Annotated in this window: 23 protein-coding genes, 1 tRNA gene and 1 pseudogene; 13 read left to right on the forward strand and 12 right to left on the reverse strand. The window is 58.7% G+C overall.

Annotation, left to right across the window (positions count from 1 at the left end; translation table 11 throughout):
- Nucleotides 1–132 (reverse strand): annotated as a pseudogene (locus CLV89_RS22965) (IS3 family transposase); the annotation flags it as partial.
- Between the two features lie 54 nt (nt 133–186).
- On the opposite strand from CLV89_RS22965, the gene CLV89_RS18635 reads away from it, so the two are divergent.
- Nucleotides 187–864, forward strand: a complete 678-nt coding sequence (locus tag CLV89_RS18635; protein WP_133166751.1) for a toprim domain-containing protein — start codon at nt 187–189, stop codon at nt 862–864.
- Nucleotides 861–2,744, forward strand: a complete 1,884-nt coding sequence (locus CLV89_RS18640) for a UvrD-helicase domain-containing protein (protein WP_106165172.1) — start codon at nt 861–863, stop codon at nt 2,742–2,744. The genes CLV89_RS18635 and CLV89_RS18640 overlap by 4 nt, the downstream gene beginning before the upstream one ends.
- A 133-nt stretch (nt 2,745–2,877) precedes the next feature.
- Here CLV89_RS18640 and CLV89_RS22440 read toward each other — a convergent pair whose 3' ends face one another.
- Complete coding sequence (locus tag CLV89_RS22440) at nt 2,878–3,405, reverse strand: hypothetical protein (RefSeq protein ID WP_133166752.1); 528 nt, start codon at nt 3,403–3,405, stop codon at nt 2,878–2,880.
- 312 nt (nt 3,406–3,717) lie between these two features.
- Complete coding sequence (locus CLV89_RS18645) at nt 3,718–4,932, reverse strand: restriction endonuclease (RefSeq protein WP_106165173.1); 1,215 nt, start codon at nt 4,930–4,932, stop codon at nt 3,718–3,720.
- 806 nt (nt 4,933–5,738) lie between these two features.
- Here CLV89_RS18645 and CLV89_RS18650 point away from each other — a divergent pair.
- The 6 genes from CLV89_RS18650 (at nt 5,739) to CLV89_RS18675 (ending at nt 10,605) form a co-directional block, all read left to right on the forward strand.
- Nucleotides 5,739–6,092: a hypothetical protein gene (locus tag CLV89_RS18650; protein ID WP_106165174.1), complete on the forward strand. Its 354-nt coding sequence runs from the start codon at nt 5,739–5,741 to the stop codon at nt 6,090–6,092.
- A 181-nt stretch (nt 6,093–6,273) separates the two neighbouring features.
- Nucleotides 6,274–7,983: a copper resistance system multicopper oxidase gene (locus CLV89_RS18655; RefSeq protein ID WP_106165175.1), complete on the forward strand. Its 1,710-nt coding sequence runs from the start codon at nt 6,274–6,276 to the stop codon at nt 7,981–7,983.
- 29 nt (nt 7,984–8,012) lie between these two features.
- Nucleotides 8,013–8,729 (forward strand): copper resistance protein B, encoded by a 717-nt coding sequence (locus CLV89_RS18660; RefSeq protein ID WP_243395078.1) that lies wholly within the window; start codon nt 8,013–8,015, stop codon nt 8,727–8,729.
- 94 nt (nt 8,730–8,823) lie between these two features.
- On the forward strand, nt 8,824–9,186 hold the full coding sequence (locus CLV89_RS18665; RefSeq protein WP_065330800.1) for a copper resistance CopC family protein: 363 nt from the start codon (nt 8,824–8,826) through the stop codon (nt 9,184–9,186).
- A 2-nt stretch (nt 9,187–9,188) separates the two neighbouring features.
- On the forward strand, nt 9,189–10,067 hold the full coding sequence (locus tag CLV89_RS18670) for a CopD family protein (protein ID WP_106165177.1): 879 nt from the start codon (nt 9,189–9,191) through the stop codon (nt 10,065–10,067).
- A gap of 58 nt (nt 10,068–10,125) precedes the next feature.
- The gene (locus tag CLV89_RS18675) at nt 10,126–10,605 is read left to right on the forward strand and encodes a copper chaperone PCu(A)C domain-containing protein (protein WP_106165178.1); all 480 of its coding nucleotides are present in this window, start codon (nt 10,126–10,128) and stop codon (nt 10,603–10,605) included.
- Here CLV89_RS18675 and CLV89_RS18680 read toward each other — a convergent pair.
- The 8 genes from CLV89_RS18680 to CLV89_RS18720 all read right to left on the reverse strand — a co-directional run bounded on the left by CLV89_RS18680 (nt 10,565) and on the right by CLV89_RS18720 (nt 17,465).
- The gene (locus tag CLV89_RS18680) at nt 10,565–11,326 is read right to left on the reverse strand and encodes a MauE/DoxX family redox-associated membrane protein (protein ID WP_207796973.1); all 762 of its coding nucleotides are present in this window, start codon (nt 11,324–11,326) and stop codon (nt 10,565–10,567) included. The genes CLV89_RS18675 and CLV89_RS18680 overlap by 41 nt on opposite strands.
- Nucleotides 11,327–11,337: 11 nt before the next feature.
- A complete protein-coding gene (locus CLV89_RS18685) occupies nt 11,338–11,700 on the reverse strand; it encodes a hypothetical protein (RefSeq protein WP_106165179.1) in 363 nt (120 codons plus the stop codon).
- A 77-nt stretch (nt 11,701–11,777) separates the two neighbouring features.
- Nucleotides 11,778–12,182, reverse strand: coding sequence for a c-type cytochrome (locus CLV89_RS18690; RefSeq protein WP_133166753.1), 405 nt, complete (start codon nt 12,180–12,182; stop codon nt 11,778–11,780).
- 183 nt (nt 12,183–12,365) lie between these two features.
- On the reverse strand, nt 12,366–12,806 hold the full coding sequence (locus tag CLV89_RS18695) for a c-type cytochrome (protein ID WP_106165180.1): 441 nt from the start codon (nt 12,804–12,806) through the stop codon (nt 12,366–12,368).
- A 946-nt stretch (nt 12,807–13,752) separates the two neighbouring features.
- Nucleotides 13,753–13,829 (reverse strand) — tRNA-Arg (locus CLV89_RS18705).
- 79 nt (nt 13,830–13,908) lie between these two features.
- Nucleotides 13,909–15,294 carry a sensor histidine kinase gene (locus tag CLV89_RS18710; RefSeq protein WP_106165182.1) on the reverse strand — a complete coding sequence of 462 codons (1,386 nt, stop codon included), beginning with the start codon at nt 15,292–15,294 and terminating at the stop codon, nt 13,909–13,911.
- Between the two features lie 17 nt (nt 15,295–15,311).
- Complete coding sequence (locus CLV89_RS18715; RefSeq protein WP_106165183.1) at nt 15,312–16,727, reverse strand: dihydrolipoyl dehydrogenase family protein; 1,416 nt, start codon at nt 16,725–16,727, stop codon at nt 15,312–15,314.
- A gap of 3 nt (nt 16,728–16,730) precedes the next feature.
- Entirely contained in the window at nt 16,731–17,465 is a 735-nt protein-coding gene (locus tag CLV89_RS18720; RefSeq protein ID WP_106165184.1) for a TVP38/TMEM64 family protein, read from the reverse strand.
- Between the two features lie 416 nt (nt 17,466–17,881).
- Here CLV89_RS18720 and rpmH point away from each other — a divergent pair, with 416 nt between their 5' ends.
- From rpmH to yidD, 3 genes are all read left to right on the forward strand, one after another.
- Nucleotides 17,882–18,016, forward strand: a complete 135-nt coding sequence (gene rpmH / locus CLV89_RS18725; RefSeq protein WP_106165185.1) for a 50S ribosomal protein L34 — start codon at nt 17,882–17,884, stop codon at nt 18,014–18,016.
- Between the two features lie 30 nt (nt 18,017–18,046).
- Nucleotides 18,047–18,520, forward strand: coding sequence for a ribonuclease P protein component (gene rnpA, locus CLV89_RS18730; protein WP_106165186.1), 474 nt, complete (start codon nt 18,047–18,049; stop codon nt 18,518–18,520).
- A 144-nt stretch (nt 18,521–18,664) separates the two neighbouring features.
- Complete coding sequence (yidD, locus tag CLV89_RS18735) at nt 18,665–18,925, forward strand: membrane protein insertion efficiency factor YidD (protein WP_106165187.1); 261 nt, start codon at nt 18,665–18,667, stop codon at nt 18,923–18,925.
- Nucleotides 18,926–18,958: 33 nt separating this feature from the next.
- Here the strand turns inward: yidD and CLV89_RS18740 are convergent, their stop codons facing one another.
- On the reverse strand, nt 18,959–19,507 hold the full coding sequence (locus CLV89_RS18740) for a DUF3833 domain-containing protein (RefSeq protein ID WP_106165188.1): 549 nt from the start codon (nt 19,505–19,507) through the stop codon (nt 18,959–18,961).
- Nucleotides 19,508–19,641: 134 nt separating this feature from the next.
- Here CLV89_RS18740 and ttcA point away from each other — a divergent pair, with 134 nt between their 5' ends.
- Both ttcA and CLV89_RS18750 read left to right on the forward strand, forming a co-directional pair.
- Nucleotides 19,642–20,529 carry a tRNA 2-thiocytidine(32) synthetase TtcA gene (gene ttcA, locus CLV89_RS18745; protein WP_106165248.1) on the forward strand — a complete coding sequence of 296 codons (888 nt, stop codon included), beginning with the start codon at nt 19,642–19,644 and terminating at the stop codon, nt 20,527–20,529.
- Nucleotides 20,530–20,596: 67 nt separating this feature from the next.
- A complete protein-coding gene (locus CLV89_RS18750; protein ID WP_207796974.1) occupies nt 20,597–22,141 on the forward strand; it encodes a putative bifunctional diguanylate cyclase/phosphodiesterase in 1,545 nt (514 codons plus the stop codon).
- Nucleotides 22,142–22,245: the final 104 nt, after the last annotated feature.

Below are 22,245 nucleotides of genomic sequence, written 5' to 3' on the forward strand. Positions count from 1 at the left end.
CCGGTAGTAAGTCTGAACCGTCACACCGATTTGCCGAACGGCTTCCTGAACCGAGCTCCCTTGCCCTTGCAGCACCTCAACCTGTCGCAGCTTCAGCACGATGTCCTCGGGCTTCTCTCGTTTGCCTGACATCTCGTCGTCCTCCTGAAAACGGGATATTCCTATCCCAAAAGGTGGACCACTTCAGTGGGGGCACTCCACGCCCACCTGTTCCGATCCCTTGTAGAGTTTATCGGGATAACCACTCTCGTCGTTACCGATCTGGACAGCGTGAACGGACCCGCCGACGGGGAAGGCGATGATGACGCCGAGCTGGTGGAAGGAGACGATGAAGATTATGAAGTTGTGGCAGGCAGCACTTGTACGCCAGAAACACCGGATGCGGTCACGTCGAACCAGATGCTTGCCCAATGGTTGCCAGGCAAAAACAGGATTGACGAGCTCTTAGCTGCTGGTGCGGCTGCCAAGACAGTGGCGGCCGATGATTTTGGGCTGGGCGCCATCCGTGTCACCTATCCCTGCACCGTCAGTCTTGAGCTCGGCGGCGAACAGATCGAGCGCGCCGGTCGCACGCTCGAAGTCGCCTTCGCATTTGACAATCTGGAATGGACACAGGACGTCGCCAATCGGGAGTTGAGGCTCCGGGTGCGCGCACCCCAAGATCTGGAAGACCTAGCACGGCGTCTCCACGATAAAGTCCATAGTTCCAACTACAAGAAAACGGATTTCGCGCTCGCATTGCTCGCCAAGGACCCTGACGCCTGGATCGTCCCTCACTACGTTGCGGAAGGCTTGAAATGGCTGGAAACCACTCTGGGCGTAGCAGTGGAAGAGGACGATCAGCAAGAAGGTGACGCCGCATGACAAGCCGCATAGGCAAGCCCAATACAGACACTGACACGGCACTTCACGAGCGGCTCGCGGGGGACGGCAATCGGCATTTTGTGATGGTGGCGGGAGCGGGTTCGGGAAAGACAACATCGCTCGTGAAAGCCCTAGCACAAATCGAACGCACCCAAGGGCCTGCCCTGCGCCGCAACGGGCAACAAGTCGCCTGCATTACCTACACCGAAGTGGCCGTGGAAGAAATTCGCGGAGACGTCGGGAATGATGAACTGTTCCATGTCTCGACCATCCATAGCTTCCTCTGGACTGTCATAAAGCCATTCCAGAACAATCTTCGGGAGTGGGTGAGCAACCGTTTGCAAGAGAAGATTGCCGTAGAGCAAGAAAAAATCGAGAAACCGCGAACAAGAGAAGCCACGAAAGCTCGCGCCGCGGATAACATCGAGCGGTACAATCGACAACTAGCGGAAATTGATGCAGTGAAGGGCTTCCGGTACGGGACCGGCAGCGACTACGCGAACGGCGTTCTGGGCCATAGCGATATCCTCAAGATCGGCCCCGAATTTATCGCAGGACACGCATTGATGCAGATCCTCCTGACACGTCGTTTTCCGGTCATCTTTGTCGATGAAAGTCAAGACACAGACCCTGCATTTGTTGATGCACTCCGCGAAGTGGCACGGGCGGTTCCGCTAGGCTTTTGTCTCGGCTTCTTCGGCGATCCGGTCCAGAAGATTTACATGCAAGGTGCCGGACCTATTCCACCTGAAGAGGGATGGAAGACGCTTGAAAAACCGGAAAATTTCCGGTGTCCGCAGGCCGTACTTCGCGTCATCAACCGTATCAGGGCGGAAGACGACAAGCTTGAACAAACGCGCGGACGCCACGTTGTGGTGAACGGGGAAGGCGCTCCCGTTGAAGGGTCAGCCAGAGTATTGATCCTGCCCGCCGATGATCGGCGACAGGAACGTCTGGAAGAGGCACGTCGCTGGCTGACAGAACAGGACGGTGATGAAGGCTGGTTAGAGGAAGAAGACGAGGAAGCGTTGCGGCTCTTGGTGCTGGTCCACAGGATGGCGGCAACCCGACTTGGTTTTCCAAACCTCTACAGCGCGCTCAATGACAGATCGCCGGAGGACCTTAGTAGCGGCCTGATTGACGGGACTGCCTGGGTGGTGCGCCCGTTTTTGTCGTACGTCCTTCCAGCGGTGCTTGCGCGCCATGAAGGGCGAGAGTTTGATATTATGCGCCTACTTCGCACACACTGCCCGCGGTTGCAGCCGGATGCGCTTGCTGGCGTCGACACCGCGGGACTTCTGAATGGCCTGCAAGGACAGATCGGCGAACTGGTCACGATGTTGGACGCCGGGGGTAACGCGCGCGTCGGCGATATCGTCCGCTTCATGAGAGACAACAATTTGATGAGGTTCGATGATCGCTACGTCGAGCTTATTGGTCTCTACGTGGGTGCGGCGGAACCTGTTGCCGAGCCCACCACCGACAATGCCGCTCTTCGTTTCATGCAGTGCGATGCATCTGAGCTATGGGGATACCGAAAATATATAGAGAAGATGTCTCCTTTCGCCACGCAGCAAGGTATCAAGGGCGCGGAGTTCGGCAAGGTGATTGTCGTTGTTGACGATGAGGAAGGGCGAACAAACACCTTCTCCTACGGAAAGTATTTCGGCGTAACACCACTATCAGATACCGACCGTGAAAATCTTGCTGCCGGAAAAGATTCGGTTATCGATCGAACGCGCCGCTTGTTCTACGTATGTTGCTCCCGGGCGCTATCCGACCTGACCGTCGTCATCTTCGCAGAGGATACGGCGAAGATGCGTGAAGCTCTCTTTGCAAAGGGGTTCTTCGAGACAGATGCGGTGCGCGTTCTCGCATAGCATGCAAACTCGCTTCTGCAGTGCAAGTCCGGTTTGGCGGGTTGCGCTACGGCACTGGATGACTACGCTCAAGTTCCGCTTTGGGCCGAGGCTGCGTGAAAAAGCGGTACGGACGTCGGAGCCGTGTTGAATGTTAGCCCGCCTTGGTCAGCAAATACACTGTCTCTCCTTCATCGTTCAGGTAGGATCCTCGACACTTGAAGCCGAGATCAGGCAGCGCCGCCGTCCGATACCCTTCTCGTTTTGTGGTGGCAAAAACGCCATCGCCACCTATGGGTAGGGACATCAGCTCTTTCATCAGAAGTGATGAGAGGCGGCGTCCTCGATTAGCTTTCGATACCGCCACATAGCCAAGCTCCGTTGGATACTCATTTTCTGGAACATCTACTCCCACATTTTCACGGAGCCTTTTTCTGTACGTGGTTTCCGGAGATTTTAGCGCCGCCACGCCTGCAATCTCTTTGGCCCAACGCGCGATGATGAGAAGATGTGCTCTTCTGACACGATTTTCGATTTGCTCCACAGTCCCTTTGACTGCTCCGCATGAGTGAATAAGCTCAGCGACTTCTGCCGCTTCTTCGTCAGATAGTTCTGCTCCGCTCCGAAGTATGACCGTGTAAGGCACGTCTGCTGCACGCACAGTCTTGGGAAAGGCATTCATGTTATCGTCACCTGCGCCGGGAAATTACCCCCAACAACCTGCCTCCATTGCAGGTAATCAGCAAACGAATTCTCCGCTACTTGGCGACATCCCCCTATGCCGTGCGATAGTGCCGCAGGTCCGCACGCCTGATGGACTTCGCCGCCAGATCACAGCCTGAACATGCGACGCGAGATGTGGGAAGGTCTGAATAGCCGCAGGTTCCGATTGGAAAATTCTGCACGATGCACAAGTAGCCGCTTGATCAGGCTGCAATGCAGCATGGGAGCAGTGCGCCGATGTCCGGTAAGGACCGAACCAATCTTTCCTTGGCTAATCGTAAAGATCGAAGAGCGCGGGAGCCCCATCCCATGCCAAATACAGGTTCCGGCCGTCCCAGTAGCTTGCCTCGCCGCTGAGGATGGACCGTTTTGCGCGGAAGACGGTATCCGCCGTCAGGCGATCGAGGCACTCGGGGCCGATCTCGGGTACCTCGCTGCCCCTCTGCCCATAACCATCGTCCGCGATGGTTCGCGCAGGGATGGCCATCAACAGCGCTGCGTGCTTCGTCTCCTTAAGGATGATCGCAAACTGGTTCGTGAGGACAGAGTAGCCTGTGCGCGCGTGGACGATGCGGGGATCTTTAAAAGTGAGGCTCTGAAGCAGCGAAGAGACCGCTTGAGGTGTTACCAGCTTTGACTTATCGCGGATGATCCCGGCGCTGGCGTCCTGGCACCATTCTCTGACATCGGTAGAGGTCGATAGCGTCATTGGGATGCGGGTCCGACCCGCGAACTTCCGTGCCGAAGGAAGGTAGTCGGAGGTCGTGACGAACATGCTCTTCTGAGCTGCTTCGACGTCTGCGACGCCATGCAGTGCCGCTACGGCCGCCAGGTCGATCTTGTTTCGAGGAGCGTAGCGCTTGGCCTGAACCAGCGTCAGTATGTCGCCTAGTGGGTCGCGCTGGAGCACGCGGACGTCTATGCCCCCGTCATTCGAGCCCGGGCCTAGCTCGCAAGTAAACCCTTGAGCCTGGAAAATTCGGAATAGTAGCGTCTCAAATTCGCGCCAAGTGAGGCGGTGGAGATCCTCCGGGCGTCTCGCGAAGTACGAATACAATTCTTCATACACTTCCGCGACGTCCGGCTGAACCAGTCCGCATACCCACTGCCAATTCTCACGGTCGAGAAACGGTTGGAAAAACGGACTGTCGTCCTCTGGATATATATGGACGCTGGCACTGTCATTGCGCTCATACCAGAAGCCCTGTCGTTCAAGCAGCTCAAAAAACTCGATGTCGAGACCGTGGAAATCGCCATCGAGCGCGCGTCCGAGGTCGCCGTCGAAGTGCAGGACCGTGACGACGGGGGGCGCCCCAGGCTCTCCGCCGACCCGCTCGGCATAGGACTGGAAGCCGCAGTCGAACCAAAGCTCGTGACGAGTTGCCCACTCTTGTATCGAACGCTGCAGGTCGCTGACCAGCACGTCGAGTTCAGCATCGGACGGTGTCTGGGCTGCGGTGCTCGGATCCGGCAACTCGTCAGACATCGAATGGTTCCGGGGCGGTTATTTGTTGCATGGCTTTTGCTCTGCCGCATTCGGCTAGACTGTTATCTGCCATTGGTTAGACGTCATTCTCGCCGAATATTAGCCGCTCGTCTACGCAGTTTGCGTGACCTTCAAGGTGATCTGCGATCCGAACCATTCGATCTATCCGTTTCGAAGTTGGATCGCGGACGAGCTAAAAAAATCGCGGAGCACGATTGGCTGGCTGGTTCAGCCTAAAGCAGCAACCCGCACTAGGATCAATGGCTGATTTGGGCCTTATGGTACAAAACCGGTCCTGCCGCCATCCCAGCATAGCATAGGCGCTTTCCGTGCATCGCCGCCCTAAAGATCTAGCGAAGCATCAGTAAGAGGGGGGGCGAACCGGATACTCGCGGCTTGCCCACAATCATCCGGTTCGCGGTGATTGGGTCAGTTTATGACGTAAAAGCCAATTTCGTCTGACGTTCTACAGGGGGTGTGGAACATCGAACACCTTTGACCCAATAAACGGCCAAAACTTCAGGAAATTGCAAGACTGCGTCTTTCAATTCTGACCCAAACGTCAATCATTTCTGACCCAAAACTCGACAGCGGCCATTCATGCGGATCGCAACGAAGAAGGGCGCAGAGCCCACTTAACAAATGCTGCGCCTCGCTCGAATGGCAGCGAAGCAGATAATGGCGGATGCTGATCTTAGCACGCCACTTCTCACGTAGTCGTGAGATTCCAGCAACTGGAGGGCTTCTTCGGACTTGACGACTAGCCCCCGGGAAGTGTTTATCGTCGATGGACGAAAGGAAACTATGTGCTTGGTAAGTTCTTCATCATTCTTGTTGCATTGCAGCTCGTTGTTACGAGCGCATTCGCGCATTTGATGCCGATGGCCGACCATGGTGTAGAGCCTGCTGCTCAGCATGTGCATAGTGACGAATTATCCATTCTTCAGGATCAGATGGTGGACGCAGCCTTCGAGACCGAGCAACAATCCAAACCATTTGGGCTGCTTAATTGTTCTAGCGTTGCTTGCACTGATCAGTTTGGAAATGTGTCTGCTGTCGCCCTGCACAAAAACTTTCGGATCGCGGACTTGATCCCCGCCGAACCGAGCATGGCTCTGCAATCTGTCCTTCTCTCCCACCTTCGGCCTCCTCTGGCCTGAGCGCGCCTGTCCGGCGTTGATTCCGGCGTCGCCTGAGTGGCCACGCACGGCGATTCGATCATTTGCGGCCTTCTTCAGGCTCAAACCTCTGGCCCATCTGATCTTTCTCCCTCCCTTCACTGTTTGGCAGTGATCTCCTCTTTGCAGGGCCATCTTTTTGGTCCGCGTTCACGGAAAACACATGAAACACACGAATTTCCTGCGGCCTCTCGCCGTAGTGCTGGGGCTTGCACTCGGCTTGCCAGCGTATGCTGGCACCTATGACATCACCGTAGATAAGGTCCGGATTGACACCGGTACCTTCAAAAAGAACGGGATCGGCTACAACGGTAGCCAGACCCCGACCATTCTGCACTTCGAGGAAGGTGAAGACGTCGTCATCCGCGTGAAGAACAATCTGCGCGAAAGCACGTCCATCCATTGGCATGGACTTATCTTACCGTTCCAGCAAGACGGGGTGCCAGGTATTAGCTTCAACGGCATCAAACCGGGCGAAACTTTCACCTACCGCTTTCCGATTGAACAGGCAGGCACCTACTGGTTCCACAGCCATTCCGGCTTCCAAGAGCCCGACGGAGCCTATGGCGCCATCGTGATTTCCCCGAAAGGCGGTGAGGCGGTGCCCACGGATCGCGACTACGTGGTGCAGCTGACGGACAAGCATCCGCACAGCGGATCGCGGATTTTCCGCAACCTGAAAGCCTCGGCGGACTACTATAACCGCGCGCAGAGAACGGCGCAGGACCTAATCGAGGACGCCGGTGCCGAGGGTTTGAAAGCCGCCCTTCAGGATCGGAAGATGTGGGGTGCAATGCGTATGATGCCCACGGACATCGAGGATGTTCAGGGCTTCACACCGCTTATCAACGGGGCCAGCACCCAGCAGAATTGGACCGGCATTTTCAAGCCCGGCGAGAAGGTGCGCCTGCGTCTGATCAACTCCTCGGCGACGACCTATTTCGACGTGCGCGTGCCCGGTCTAAAAATGACGGTGGTGCAGGCCGATGGCAATGACGTGAAGCCAGTCACGGTGGACGAACTGCGCATCGCCGTGGCGGAAACCTATGACGTGATTGTCCAGCCGCGTGAGGCCAAGGCTTACTCGATCATCGGCGAGAGCGCGGGCCGCACCGCGATGGTGCGCGGCACCTTGGCACCTACCGCAGGTATGGTCGGTCCCTACTACAAGATGCGGCCTCAGCCTCTGCTGACCATGGCCGACATGGGCGGTATGATGTCCGGGATGGACCACTCTGGAATGGACATGAGCGGGTTCGATATGTCCGGGATGGATCACTCCGGCCATGACATGAGCGGCTTCGACATGTCGGGCATGGACCATTCCGGGATGGATATGGGCGGCATGGACATGTCCGCTGGCATGCCCGTCGTTCCTTCTGAAGGGGCGCCGGGCGCTGCCTTCTATGCACCGGGCAGCGGGCTGATCCCGACGGCGGCCAATGGCGGCAAGTTCCTTGGTTACGAAGACCTCACGGCGCGCAAACCGCTCTACCGTGATCGCCCCGCCACCCGCGAGATCGAGATCCGCCTCACTGGCAACATGGAACGCTACATCTGGTCGATCGACGGCGTGAAATACGAGGACGCCGATCCGATCCGCCTGAAGTACGGGGAGCGCGTCCGATTCAAGTTCGTCAATGAGACCATGATGGCGCATCCAATGCACCTGCACGGGATGTGGACGATCATCGACACTGGCAAAGGGGCCTACGACCCCGTGAAGCATACAGTCAGCGTCGCCCCCGGCACGACGCTCTACACCGAGACCGAAGTCGACGCTCCCGGTCAGTGGGCGTTCCATTGCCACCTCTCTTATCACGCGGGGGGCGGCATGTTCCGCAAGGTCATCGTCGAAGGCGGCCCGTCCTGATGGGCGCGTATTTCAAGGAAACCAATCACATGAAAAATCTGCTGCTTGGAACGGCCCTCGGGCTTCCGCTTGCGCTGACTTTCACCTCAGTCGCGATGGCCGAGGTGGGCGTTTCCCCGACAGTCTGGGGCGTGCGGACCGACAAGCTCGAATACCGGATGGGCGATGAGGAGAACTCCTTTGCCTGGGGGTTCGCGGCCTGGACGGGCAATGACGAGCTGCGGCTCGTCTGGAAGAGCGAAGGCGCTAAGATCGAAGGCGGCGATTTCGAAGAGATGGACAACCAGATTCGCCTCCAGAAACCGATTACTGATTTCTTCGATGGTTTCGTCGGGGTCGCAGCGTCGACGCCGGACGGCGCTCCTGAGCGCTATCATGGCGCTTTCGGCGTGACCGGCCTCGCGCCGCAGTGGTTCGAAGTCGAAGCGGCACTCTACGTTTCGGAATATCCCTACATCGGGGCGGAAGTGGAGTACGAAGCCCTGCTGACCAACCGGTTGACCCTGACACCCTCTTTCGAGGTCACTCTTCCGCTGGCGGATGACCCCGAGCGCGAAATCGCGGCGGGCGGCGGCTCTTTCGAGCTGGGGCTGCGTCTGAGCTACGACCTGATCGGTCGCAATGTCTCTCCGTATTTCGGCGTGAATTACGAGCGCGCGTTTGGCGGAACAGCCGACATCCTGCGCGATCACGGTCATGAGGTCGACGAACTGACCGGCGTGGTCGGCATCAACTTCATGTTCTGATCTTTCTGCGCCCTCTCGGCATTAGCTTTTCTACACGACGGACAGCCAAGAGGGCGCAACCTTTTCAACCTGAACCAACCAAGGGAGCATCCCAATGAAACTTCGTACTATCCTAACGTCCGCCGCGCTGTCGGTCGGTCTTACCCTGAGTGCAGGCGCTACATTGGCTCACGGCAAGGGCATGATGACCATGCCGGGCAACGGCCAGACGGTCGGCGCAGACACCAAGGTCATGCACCTAATGTTCAAAGATCCCATGCAGATCACCACCGTCACGATGAAAGCGCCGGACGGTAAGTCCTACAAGATCAACGGTCCGGCTGCGAACGAGGCCGTGAAAACCTGGGAAGGCAAGCTGCCCGAGCTCGCAAAGGGCAATTACAAAGTCGACTGGCGCGGCATGTCGCCGGACGGTCACCCTATGAGCGGTAGCTTTGCGTTCAAGGTCGCGAACTGATCATGGGCGGAGTTCTTGCCGCACTGGAACCGGTGCAAATCGCCTCGATCCTCGTCAAGGCGGGGATGTATGTCAGTGTCCTGCTTGCGGCGGGCTCCGTCCTCAACCTCTGGCTCCTGACCGAGCTGGATGCCGCTGCAAGCCGTCGTCTCAGGCGGCTGGCAGCATGGTCGGCCATAGTTGGCATCGTGTTCAGTGCATTGAATATTCCGCTGCGGGCGGCTTTTTTCTACGGGGGGTTCGCTGGCGTGTTTGATCCGATGATGCTTCAGATTGCGCTGTTCAGCCCATTTGGGTTGTCGATAGAGGCCGACATTCTTGGTCTTCTCGCAATCGCGACCATCGTGCTCAATCGCAGTTGGACACGACCTGTGGCTGTCCTTGGTGTTGTCCTTGTTGCCATCAGTTTCGCGCTGCGCGGTCACGCGACTGGAGATCCGAGGCTGGCGCTCTCGACACTATTCGTCATCCACATCCTTGCCGCCAGTTTCTGGATCGGAGGTTTTTACCCCCTCTATGACATGGCTGGGCGCGGTAACGAGGCGGCGGCCCGCACTGTCAAACGTTTCGGGCAGGCGGCGCTGGTTATGGTAGGGCTGCTTGTCACTGCAGGTGTCGCAATCTTGGTGATCCTTGCGGGTAATCCGGTCGCGGCGCTGACCCAACCCTGGGGGCAATTCCTGATGCTGAAACTTGCGGTGGTAGCTCTGCTTCTTGGGCTTGCCGGGCTGAACAAGCTGCGGTTGACCCCCGCTCTGGAAAAAACCGGGGATGGCAACCCATTGCAGTCTTCGATCCGGTGGGAAGCGGTTGCTTTCGTTCTAATCCTGATTGTCACTGCAACCTTCACCTCAACTGTAGCGCCAGAACACGTTGGGTAAGCTTGGCCTTTGGTTCAGCTTCGACGCAACGACATGCTTTTGGAAAGGAGTAGCAAAAATGAACAAGGCTCGGTCGAGGACTTTAGTTGCGCTTGTGGGTGGGGCCGGATTTCTTGCTCAAACAGCACTCGCCGACGGCCTGCCAACTTTTGCAGAAGCGTTTTATGGCGTCACAATCGAAAACGTGAATGTTACTCAAGGCAAACGAGGGGAGAATGCGGCAGTAACTTTCATAATTAATAACTTTTCTTACCAAGACGTATTCCTTCAAGGTATCTCCTCTGATGCTTCCTCTAGTGGCGAATTATTCTACAAGGGTGCCTTTGGCCAAGGCATTGTCGAAAGTGGCTTGCCAATCATGCAGGCAGAGACACTTGATCTGTCAAGTTCGCACATCGGTGCTCGGTTGACAGACCTACATTCGAGACTTTTACCTGGGGACCACTTGACCTTGAAGTTGCATTTTAGAAAGGGCCAAATAGCCATTTCAACGCATGTCAGCCCCCAACAATTAGCCGACCCATCCAGAGCCCCATAAGGATCATCATCAAGTTTTCGGTCAGAGAGATGAACCCAAGCGGCACGTTGGAATTCCCCCCCACACAGGCACACTTCAGCTCGCGTTTCTCAATGTAGACTGCCTTGAACACGCTGACCGCCCCAATGGTCCCGATAAACAGAGCAACGGGTGCAGAGAGCCATGTCAGGACGCCCGCGGTCATCAGGATGCCAGCCAAAGCCTCACCATAGGGATAGACTTTGCCATAAGGCACCCAGCGTTTCGCCAGCAGGTCATAATTCAAGAACATGGTTGAGAACTGCTCGACGTCCTGAAGCTTCTGGATTGCAAGCATCGTCATCGAAAGTGAGACGAACCACTGGAAACTCTGCCAAGTCAGGATAGTCCCGTATTGGTGCCATGCCAACCCAAGCGCCAGCAGAGCACAAACCGAAAAGATCGCGATGACGGGACGGTACGTCGTGTCACTCTGCTCTTCCTTTGGCGGGTCGATCCCAAGGAAGATGCGCAGATCGTCATGACCACCTATCCGATCCCCGTTGATGAAGGTCTGGGGCGTTGTCTTGACATCGTGCTCGCGCTTAAATTCTTCTGTTTCTTCCTTGGTCTTCAGGTGGTGGTCTTCGACAACGTAACCCTTGCGCTCCAGCAAATCCTTGGATTTCAGGCCGAAGGGGCAGGTATGCTCAGGCATGACCATGCGATAGAGAACGGCGGTTTTCGTGATATCCTGTGCCATAATTATATTCCTTAATTAGTGCTGTCGTACAGACCGCGAAAACCGGCCTCGTAGTCAGAGACCGCGCTGATAACGAGGTCCTGAACGCTGTCATTTTCCGTGTCGCGCACCTGAATCGTGATCGGGTCAGCCGTGAAGCTTGCTCCCTCGCGGTCGAAGCGGATCAAATCCCCGCTGATCTTGTCCAGAGCAGTGTCGTTTTCATCAGTAATTTCTGCGCGGGACGAGGCCATGACCGCCCCCATGACGATTGCCATGAATGTTCGTGTTTCCGACCAGAAGATATGGCCGAACAGATAAGTGTTCAGGTACACCAACCCGAACACCAGAACCGTAGACACGGCGACCATCAGGAAAAAGCGAGAACACGCCATCGTCACCTCCAAGTGCGTGTAGAGGAATAACAACCTTCCAGTGGGTGCATGTTCCCTGAAAGTTGACTTTTCTCGGCCTATTCCTGCCGAGTTCTTTCACGTTGATAGGTGCGTTCGCGCTCGGGCCATGTGGACTTGATGTAGTCGAGGATCGCTCGAATTTCCGCATCACTCAGGCTGTCGCCAAAGCCGGGCATGTCACTTTCATAGCCCCCGCCGACCACTGCGGCCGTCCCTTCCCGCGTGATACGGAACAAGATGTCGTCACCATGATGCCAAGTGTGGCCCGTTGCATCATGGGGTGGCGCAGGCAGACGCCCTTCAGGGCCAGGGCTGCGCCAGTCCGGTTGCCCCTGAAGCTCCGCCCCGTGGCAGGATGCGCAGTTCTGCTGATAAAGCGCTGCGCCATCCATGCTTTCCTCTGCCACGACGGCGTGCGCCCAGCCTGCAAGAGTTGCTGCGAGTGCAACCAGACCCTTCATTTCACCATGACCCAGTTTGTCACGCCCGAAGCAGCGTGATCCAGCATGTGACAACAGCCATCCGGCACAAGCTGGACCGTCACCGCCTTGGCTGTCAGTAGCGATACTTCATGAGTGTGTGCAGGGCATGCCAGTGGAACAGAGGTATGCCCTGCGCAGAAGGCGCGGCGCGTCATCGTCATGTCAGTTGATCCCATTGGCGCGCTGTACTTCTCGGATATAGGCGGTAATCGAGATCACATTCGCACGCGTCACCTCAGGCTGCGGCGGCATGTCTCCGAATTTCCAATGGTGCGCGCGCACGCCATTCGCAGCCGCCATCTGGAAGGCCATATCACCATGATGCGACGGCTCGTAGATCTTGTGAATCAGCGGAGGGGCGATACCCATTCTCCCAGCGGCATTTTCGCCATGGCATGCAGCGCAGACCGCATCGAAAGCCCGCTTACCCATCGTGCCCTCGGTCGACAACATTACGGGTAGCGTGACGGCGACCATGGGCGCGCCTTCCACAGGTGCGGGGATGTCCTCCACAGAGGCAGATTGAGGAGTAGTGCGGGTGAAAGCATAAGCTCCAAGCGCCACGGCAAGAGCCGCGGCCCCGGCGAGAGTGTATTTGTTCATGGGAGTATCCTGTCCTGCACGGCATTGCCGGCCGCGCGCCCTGATGATGGGTCGAGCGAAATCGACCTAGGTTCAACTGGAGCTGGGTCAGACGCGAGGAGGAGGGAGGTCTAAAGACAGACTTATCGCCGTGCCATTTCTGGGCTCCGGCCACGCACAACGAAAGCGTAGCAAATCTTCGTCAAGGAGAGGCTGCCTGTTGTCGAGAAGGGCATAGGATGCGCAGATCGACATTTCAGCGCAAGGCGCGTCGGCTTGGGGCTGGTTCGCCAGGGCGTGCTGATCTGCAGAGATCATCATTTCTGGACAAGACGCACAGTCATGCGTCGCAGACCCTGCCGCAGACTTTTGCGGGAAGGCAGCCAGCATCATAAGGCTGGTCAGGACGATAACAGCGAGTAGGCGCATAAAAACCCTCGATTGCTGCACTAAAATGGGTTCGGACGGCGGCACGGTCAATCCCAAAACGGCACCACTTTCCATGCTACCAGCCTCAATCGCTTGCACAGCCGCAGTGAATTGGTGCTTTATCTCAAACTAGTGAACTCCGTTTTAAAAATTGAATGACCGCAACACGGAGGCGGGGCTGATGGCCCCACCGCTTCTGTTTTGTGGGCCAGCGGGATTTGGACAAGCCAAACGCCCCTGGCCGTCAGGGAGAGGGTGCTACCCTCCCCCTCGGGCAATCCGATTAGACCGGGCCGTGTCCTCGGCTACGCCTGCGGGCCGCACCAACCCGGTCGAATAGCATTGCCTCGCCCCCTCCCGCGTTCGCCACGTGGCAGATCAGCAGGAACAGGCGGCTTCGCCGACTGAACCTGCAAATCAGCCCTGATTTTCCGAATGGAAGGTCAGATCAACGCAACAAGCCACACGGCAAAAACAGCGGATTGGGTCAGTTTATGACGCCTAGGTCAATTTCGTCTGACGTTCAACAGGGGGGAAGTGGCGGACCGAGGAGGATTCGAACCCCCGACCCCTTGATTCGTAGTCAAGTACTCTATCCAGCTGAGCTATCGGTCCACTAATTGCGGGGTTTACTCTTGGCCCAAGGGAGGTGCAACCCCAAAATGGAAAAAAATCGGCAGGCCTGCGAACACTCTCAGACTGCGCCATCGCCCTTTGGCAGGCAGACCTCAAAGGTGGTCCCCTCGCCCCCCGTTGCAATCAGCGCAAGCTGTCCGCCGTGCCCTTTGACAAGCTCCGCCGCGATGGCAAGACCAAGACCGGAGCCGCCTTTGCGCGCACCGCCCTGAAACGGCGTGAAGAGATTGTCTTGCGCTTTCTTCGGCAGCCCCGGACCGGTGTCATCAATCACAATCGACCAGTCGTTTTCGTCTTCGCGCAAGGACACCGTGATGCGCCCGTCACGACCGGTGGCAATGATCGCCTGGCGCGCATTGCGCACGAGGTTCATGATCACCCGGAAGATCTGCTCCTTGTCACAGCGGATCATAGTTGGCAGCGGCACCGCATTCACGATTTCCACCGTCACATCCGAGGCTGCAAGGTTTTCACTCTCGGCCACATCATCCACGACCTCGCTCAGACAGACCCGTCCGAAGGTGGGGGACGGCTCCTCCGCGCGGCCAAACGCCAGCGTCCCTTCACATAGGGAGACCGCGCGGGTGATGGAGTTCACCAGCTTTGGCGCCAGACGACGCACCAAAGGGTCATCGCTCATCTCGATCCGGTCCGTGAACAGCTGGGCAGAGGTCAGGATATTGCGCAAGTCATGGCTGATCTTGGCCACGGCACCACCGAGCTGTGCCAGCCGTTCCCGCTGCTTCAACGCATGGGTCAGTTCGATCTGCAACTTCTGCAACGCCTCCTCGGCTTCGCGCAGCTCGATCACACCGGCCTTGGGCGTGATGATGCCGCGGGCATCCTCAGGTGCCGCCGCATAGCGCTGCATATAGCCGATCACCCCCTTGATGGGTTTCACCAGCACCATGCGCACCGCAATGAACAGCAGGACAGCCGTCAGCACCGAGATGACCGCCGACAGGAGCAGGATGCGCAAGCCGTAGTCGATCATCTCGGCCCGAAGCGGCGCGGTCTGCATGGTGATCTCGATCAGCAGCCCCGCATCCCGCACCGGCGCGCCGATCACCCGAATGATATCGTTTTGTGGTGTGTAAAGGCGCGCCAACGCATCCCCGATCAGGGTCAGCGCTCCGGCGTCACGCAGATCGAATGTCGCGCCGATGGGGCGCGGGATCGGCGAGGACAGCACCAACTGGCGCATCTCGTCGCGCCGCAGCACCACGTTATAGACGCCTGCGTTTTCCAGCAGTTCCTTTTCCAGATCGCTCTCGATCATATCGTCTGCCAGCAACGCCAGAGAGGCGATCTGAGCGCGTTGCAGGCGGTCCTCCAGATAGTCCTGGCGGAAACGGGAAATGGAGGGGACAAAAATCAACACTTCGGCCAACATCACGAAGACCGTCGTCAGGATCAAAAATCGGCCCGAAAGCGTGTTTAACATGCGTCCCCGTTTTCGCCTCAGGGTATCCAGCGCTGCACGAACCGGACAACCCGCTTTATGACGGAATTCTCAAATAGTCTCGGGGAGAAATACGCGCCTGCGACCCGTTTGTTAAGCTCCGCGATGGTCGGATAAGGTGCAATCATTGCGGCGATTTGGCTCATCTTGAGGCGATTGGCGATGGCCAGCGACCATGTGGCGATCAACTCCCCCGCCTGATGACCTGCAATGGTGGCCCCGACCGGGCGGCCCGCAACCACCATCACCTTGATGAGCCCCGTCGCCCGCCGGGTGGCAATGGCGCGATCATTGTGACCGTAATCGAACCGCGCCACCTCCAACCTGCCGCCATATTCTGACCGCGCCTCTGCCTCCGTGAGGCCGACCTGCGCGATTTCCGGGTCGGTATAAGTGGCGCGCGGGACATGCGCCGTCTTGGCCTTTGCAGGCAGCGCAAACAACAGCGACCGGATGATAACGCTGGCATGATACCCCGCCAGATGGGTGAACTGCCCCTGCCCCGCCACATCGCCGATGGCATAGACCCTTGGGTTGGTCGTCCGCAGGTTTGCGCCCACCTGAATGCCGGTTTTGGTGGTTTCCACCCCTGCCACGTCGAGGTTCAGCCCCTCCGTGTTGGGTTTGCGCCCGACTGCCACCAGCAGATGCGAGCCGGTGACAGGCCCGGCGCTGGTTTCCACCACGATCTGGCCGCCCTGCTGACGGACAGCCTCTGCCGAGGTCTGCTCCCGCACGTCCACCCCCTCGCCGCGCAAGTGGTCGAGCACAAAGGCCGCGGCCTCCGGATCATCCCGGCCCAGCGCGTCTTGCGCCTCCAGCACCGTGACCTTGCTGCCGAGGCGATGATGCGCCTGCGCCATTTCCATGCCGATGGGACCGCCGCCGATGACAATCAGGTGGTCCGGGCGATCCGTCAGGGACCAGAGCGTCTCGTTGGTGAGGTAGTTCACATCCTCCAGCCCTGGAATCGGCGGGACAAACGGGCTTGACCCGGTGGCCACGACGATCCGGCGCGCCCGGATACGGGTATCACCGGCCTCGACCTCCGTGCGACTGACAAAGCGCCCTGTCTCGCGGATGACGCGCACCCCGAAGCCCTCGAACCGGTCTTGGCTGTCCACCGGCGCGATGGTGTCGATGACCTCTTGCACATGCCCCTTTGCGGCGGCGTAATCCACGTCTGACGCATGATCCTCTATACCAAAGGCGCCCCCATGCGCCTGCGCATGGGCGACATGGCCACTGGCCAGAAGCGCTTTGGAGGGCACGCAGCCGTAGTTCAGGCAATCACCGCCCATCTTATGCGCTTCGAGCAGAACCACATCAGCGCCCATCTGGCTGGCCCCTGCAGCCAGAGACAGCCCGCCAGAGCCTGCGCCGATGACGAGGAGATCACAGGTAATCGACTTCATTCTTCAAAGTTCCTTCTTGCCGCGCAACATTTTGACCAGAATGGGCAGAGCCGCCAATGCACATAGTCCGAGGATCGGCCCCATCACATGCGGCTCCCACAACAGGCTCAGATCCGGGCTGCCACCACGGTCAAACACCTCGCCCAGCCCGACCCCGATCCAGGTAAAGACAATGGCGCCGGGTATGATCCCCAACGCCGTGGTCCAGAAGAAATTCCAGATCTTCACCCCAACAAGCGCCGGCAGCAGGTTGGCTACAAAGAAGGGAACCGCCGGCACCAGTCGCAACAGAAGCAGCACTTCGACCTCTGCATCGTGCAGCGCAGTCTTGAGCTTGTGGATACGGCCCTCGCTTGCCTCCATTTTGGCCGACAACGTCGCCCCTAGCCCCCAGCGGGCGGCGAGGAAGATTGCCATCGCACCTATGGTGGCGGCAAGCACGTTGATTCCTGTGCCTGCCACCAGACCAAACAGGAAACCGCCAGTGACTGAGGCCACAGCCGCCCCCGGCAATGAAAAGGCAACAATCACGATATAGGCGGCAAGGAAGCTCAGTGCCATGACCGCATAATTCTGGTCCCGGAACGCCAGCAGCGCCTCGCGGTTGTCGCGCAATGTGTCAAAGGACAGCACATCCCCCAATGTGACCGCTCCGACGATAGCGACGAGGCCCACCAGCGCCAGTGGCACATGCCGAAGCCAGCTTTTGCGGGAAAGGTTGCTTGGTGTCTCGTCCATCGTCGTCAGATCCTTGCAGGGATGGGGGCCGTACGCTGGGCTACCCCGAATGGTCATCATGCCCATTGCTCTAGCGTCGAAGATGTGGTGCTGGCGAGAGCGGCGCAGCCTCTCTCACGCCCGCTTGAAGGCAATCCGCTGTTTCGTGATCGTCTGGCCCCGGGAGCAGCAAAACTGAAACATTTCCATGCTGGTGATTCCCTCCGCGCAGGTGATATCAGCCAGCTTCCTGATGATTTACCGCGACGCATCCGTGGCAGAACGCGTTTTTTAACGGAAATATGGCAGGCAGGGCGGAAATTGCGCCCATTGGGTTTGACAGAGCGGCGACAGGCGTCTAGAGACCGGGCTTCGAGATAGACCCCGGGGGGCCATTCCGCGCCGTACCCGATGATATATAATTGGAGACCGGAGCGATGAAACGCACCTTTCAGCCTTCGAACTTGGTTCGCAAACGTCGTCACGGCTTCCGTGCGCGCATGGCCACCAAAGGCGGCCGCAAGATTCTGAACTCGCGCCGCGCACGTGGCCGCAAGTCCCTGAGCGCATAATACCGCGCCCAGAGACAGGTTCTGACGGACATGACACCGCCGGAGGCTCCCATGGATGGCATTGCTGACCAGGGGACACAGCCTCCGGCGGTGTCCGTTTGCGCATCTGTTGCATCCCCTACCGAGACCACGCGCGCGCCGCGCCCAGCCCGACCGGCCAAGGTGCGGGCGGGAATGGAGATTCTGACCAAGCGCGGTGATTTCATCGCTGCCGCCCGGGCGCGCAAGCAGGGCACTCAGTCGATGATGGTGCAGGGGCGCAGGCGTGATGACGACGGCCCCTTTCGCGTGGGTTATACCTGCTCCAAGAAGGTCGGCAACGCGGTCACTCGCAACCGTGCCAAACGCCGCCTGCGCGAAATCGCACGACTTCTTCTGCAGGATCACGGCCAGCCCGGCTGGGACTACGTGCTGATCGGTCGCGCGGGAGAAACCACGACGCGTCCCTTCGAGCAGATGCAAAAAGACTTCCTTTACGCCCTGCGCAAGATCCACAGGTCCTAACGCCTCAACGCATCCGGCGCACGCGCGCGCTTCCGCACGCCTCTGCTGCATTGACATGTCTCCGCCAGCATTGGGCTATGTAGACCCAGACGCCGCGATCAAGCGCGGTTGCACGCCCGTCGGCAGCCCCCTATGTCAGACCCCATGCGCTTTCTTGCTCATCTCATCGCACTGCCCGTGCGCGGCTATCGGCTGTTGTTCAGTCCCTGGGTGGGCTTCAACTGTCGCTATCAGCCCACCTGTTCAGCCTACGCGCTGGAAGCACTGGAGCGCCACGGCCCTATTCGCGGCACATGGCTGATGCTGCGCCGCATCGGGCGCTGTCACCCCTTTGGCAGCTCCGGCTATGATCCGGTTCCGGGGGCCGATCCGGACCATGACTGCAGCTGCAAGCACGATTCCTAAAGATCAACTCTCACCCCGACATCAAGGGGGACCTCAAGGGCGCTGCTCAAAGAAGATCGTCACCTCGCCGAGGGTCACCCCGAACCGCTCCATATAGGCGATGTTCAACAACCGCCCATCCTCCTGCAGCCACATCCAGTCATCAAACGCGACCCGCATAGTCTCGCCGTCCGGCATGGGCAGGTCGATGGTGTAGGTCCAGTTGAAGGTATCGCCCACTTCGCGCCCCGTCGCCTGCCCCTGCACGCCCGGCGCTGTTCCGGTCCAGCTGTCGTCACCGGTCTTGGTGAGGCTCCAGTTGCGGACCTCTGCGGTTCCATCCGCATAAGCGAACTGTTCCTTCAACGTGAGTGTCTTGCCATCCCACGCCCCGTCGATCTCGACCTTGAAGCGGCGGCGCACGGTGCCGAACCGATCCTTGAACTGCCCATATGCGATTGTTTTTCCGTCGAAATATTCCTCAAGATTGAGCTGGCGATCGCTGAGCTTGGCATCCTCCAGAGAGGGCCGCCCGCAGCTGCCAAGCCCCAAGAGCGCAGCCACACCAACACTCGCAGCCACGCCGCGCCATAGCAGTTTCATCCTGACCCCTCCTTGCGTTTGATACCAATGATACGCTTGGTACCCCGCCCCGGATCGAAAACACTTGCATCAGTTTTCAGCGAGCCATGCAGGTTTTACTTGGCAAGCGCCCAGACAGGCGCTACGCGGCAAATATGCTGGATCAGGATCACGACGACATTCACCCGCTGTTTCACGGCGCGCCACAGACCACCGAGTTCAAGAAGCTCCGCAAGCGGATCGTGCGCGCGACGCGCGAGGCGGTGGAGCAATATGGCATGGTCGAACACCGCGAGGACGGCTCCGTTCCCAAGTGGCTGGTCTGCCTGTCTGGCGGCAAGGACTCCTATACGCTGCTCGCCGTACTTCATGAGTTGAAATGGCGCGGACTGCTGCCTGTTGATCTCCTGGCCTGCAACCTCGATCAGGGCCAGCCAGGGTTCCCGGCGACAGTGTTGCCGGAGTTCTTGGAGAAAATGCAGGTCCCGCACCGGATCGAGTATCAGGACACCTATTCCATCGTTGTCGACAAGGTCCCCGCCGGACGGACCTATTGTGCGCTGTGCTCGCGGCTACGGCGCGGCAACCTCTATCGCATCGCGCGCGAGGAAGGCTGCTCGGCGGTTGTGCTCGGCCATCACCGGGATGACATCCTGGAGACGTTCTTCATGAACCTCTTCCATGGCGGCCGTCTCGCCACCATGCCGCCCAAGCTGGTCAATGAAGAAGGCGACCTGTTCCTGTTCCGCCCGCTCGCCCATGTGGCGGAGGCCGATTGCGAAAAATTTGCGCGGTCGATGAACTATCCCATCATCCCTTGCGATCTTTGCGGCAGTCAGGACGGGCTGCAGCGCCAGCAGGTGAAACAGATCCTCGATGGTTGGGAATCAAACAGCCCCGGACGTCGTCAGGTGATGTTCCGAGCGCTGATGAATGCGCGTCCGTCGCATCTTCTGGATCCAAAACTCTTTGATTTCACAGGGCTGACCCTTAAAAATTTCGACGATATGGACGATTCTGAGGAAATCCCGCAACTGCGTTAACTCCTCGGTCAGACCCGGACCCTAGTCTAAGCCAGAGCCACCGGCGAAGTCGAAAGGTCCCACTGCTATGAAACTCCCGAATTCACGTCTCCTTCAGCGGGCCAGGGACGGAATCTCGCAGGTGGTGTTCGGCCCGCCTATGCTGGCTTTCTTGCCTGCAATGACACTCGGGGCTTTCTGGTTCGGTGGCGAACGCGCGCTGATGATGGTTGCCTTGGGATTGCCGGTTGCGCTGGCGCTCTTGGGCAGCTTCACCCGCGCCACGCGGCCTGCCCCCGGTCGCGACGGTCTGACTGGCCTGCTGATGGCACCGGGGTTTGACAGCCATGTGAAGGACCTGTTTGCCCGCACCGAGGACTGCGGACTGAAATCCGCCCTGCTGGTGATCGAGATCGACGATTACGACGAACTGTTGGCTGCCCATGGTCAAGACGCCGGGGATGTTGTTGTACAGCGCGTGGTGGAACGGATCGGCGCTGTCGTGCGTCACCGCGATACGGTGGCGCGCCTGGACCGCAACCGGTTTGCCATTTGCCTCACCCCGATCATGCAACTGGATCTGGAACTCTGTATACAGCTCGCCGGCCGGCTGCAGTTGCGCATCGAGGAACCTGTTCCGTTCGACGGATCCTCGCTGTTTGTGTCCTGCTCCATCGGCATCTGCCAGCGTCACCGCGTCCCAAAGGGGGCAACCAGCAGCTGGCTCGACTGTGCCGTCGCCGCACTGAACGAGGCGCTCAGCGTCGGACCATCGAGCATCCGCGCCTTCTCCAGCGACACCCACATTCATCTCAATCATGGCGACACGCTGAAGGAAGAAGCCGCACAGGCTCTCGAATCCGGCATGATCCAGGCCTGGTTCCAACCGCAGCTCAGCACTGACACAGGTCGCGTCTCTGGCTTTGAGGCGCTGGCGCGCTGGTTTCACCCGGTCCAGGGCATGATCGCGCCTTCTGTCTTCCTTCCTGCATTGGAAGAGGCCGGGCTGCTGCCGAAACTGAGCCAGCAAATGGTGCAGCAGGCGCTGATCGCGATCAAATCCTGGGATGCGGCAGACTTGGATGTGCCTTCCGTCGGGGTAAATTTCGCCACTGACGAGTTGCGTGACCCGGCGCTGGTAAACCGCATCCGGTGGGAGCTGGACCGGTTCGGCCTTACCCCGGATCGGCTGACGATCGAAGTGCTGGAGACCGTGGTCACCGATCAACCAGACGAGGTGGTCGCCCGCAACATCACCGCGCTGGGAGAGATGGGCTGCCAGATCGACCTCGATGACTTTGGCACGGGCCATGCCTCCATCGCATCCGTGCGCCGGTTCCGGGTGTCGCGAATCAAGATCGACCGCAGTTTCGTGACCAAGGCCGATCATGACCCCGAACAACAGAAGCTGATTGCCGCGATTCTGACCATGGCTGAACGGCTGGAGCTGAAAACCCTTGGTGAAGGGGTGGAGACCGCAGGCGAGCATGCTTTGCTGGCGCAACTGGGCTGCGATCATGTGCAGGGCTTTGGCATCGGACGCCCGATGCCCTTCGACCAAACACTGGACTGGGTGGTGGCGCATGAGGCGAAACTGCAGGACGCTCCAGTGATTGGCCGCCAGAGCCACTAAACCTGCCTTGATGCGGCTCGACGCGTGATTCCCAATGTTTTTTGGGGATTCGCCCCCTTGCAACCCTTGCCGTGCCCGGATTTCCCTTGACCTTCATGACCGAC

The sequence above is a fragment of the Tritonibacter scottomollicae genome (assembly GCF_003003215.1).
Lineage (GTDB): Bacteria > Pseudomonadota > Alphaproteobacteria > Rhodobacterales > Rhodobacteraceae > Epibacterium > Epibacterium scottomollicae.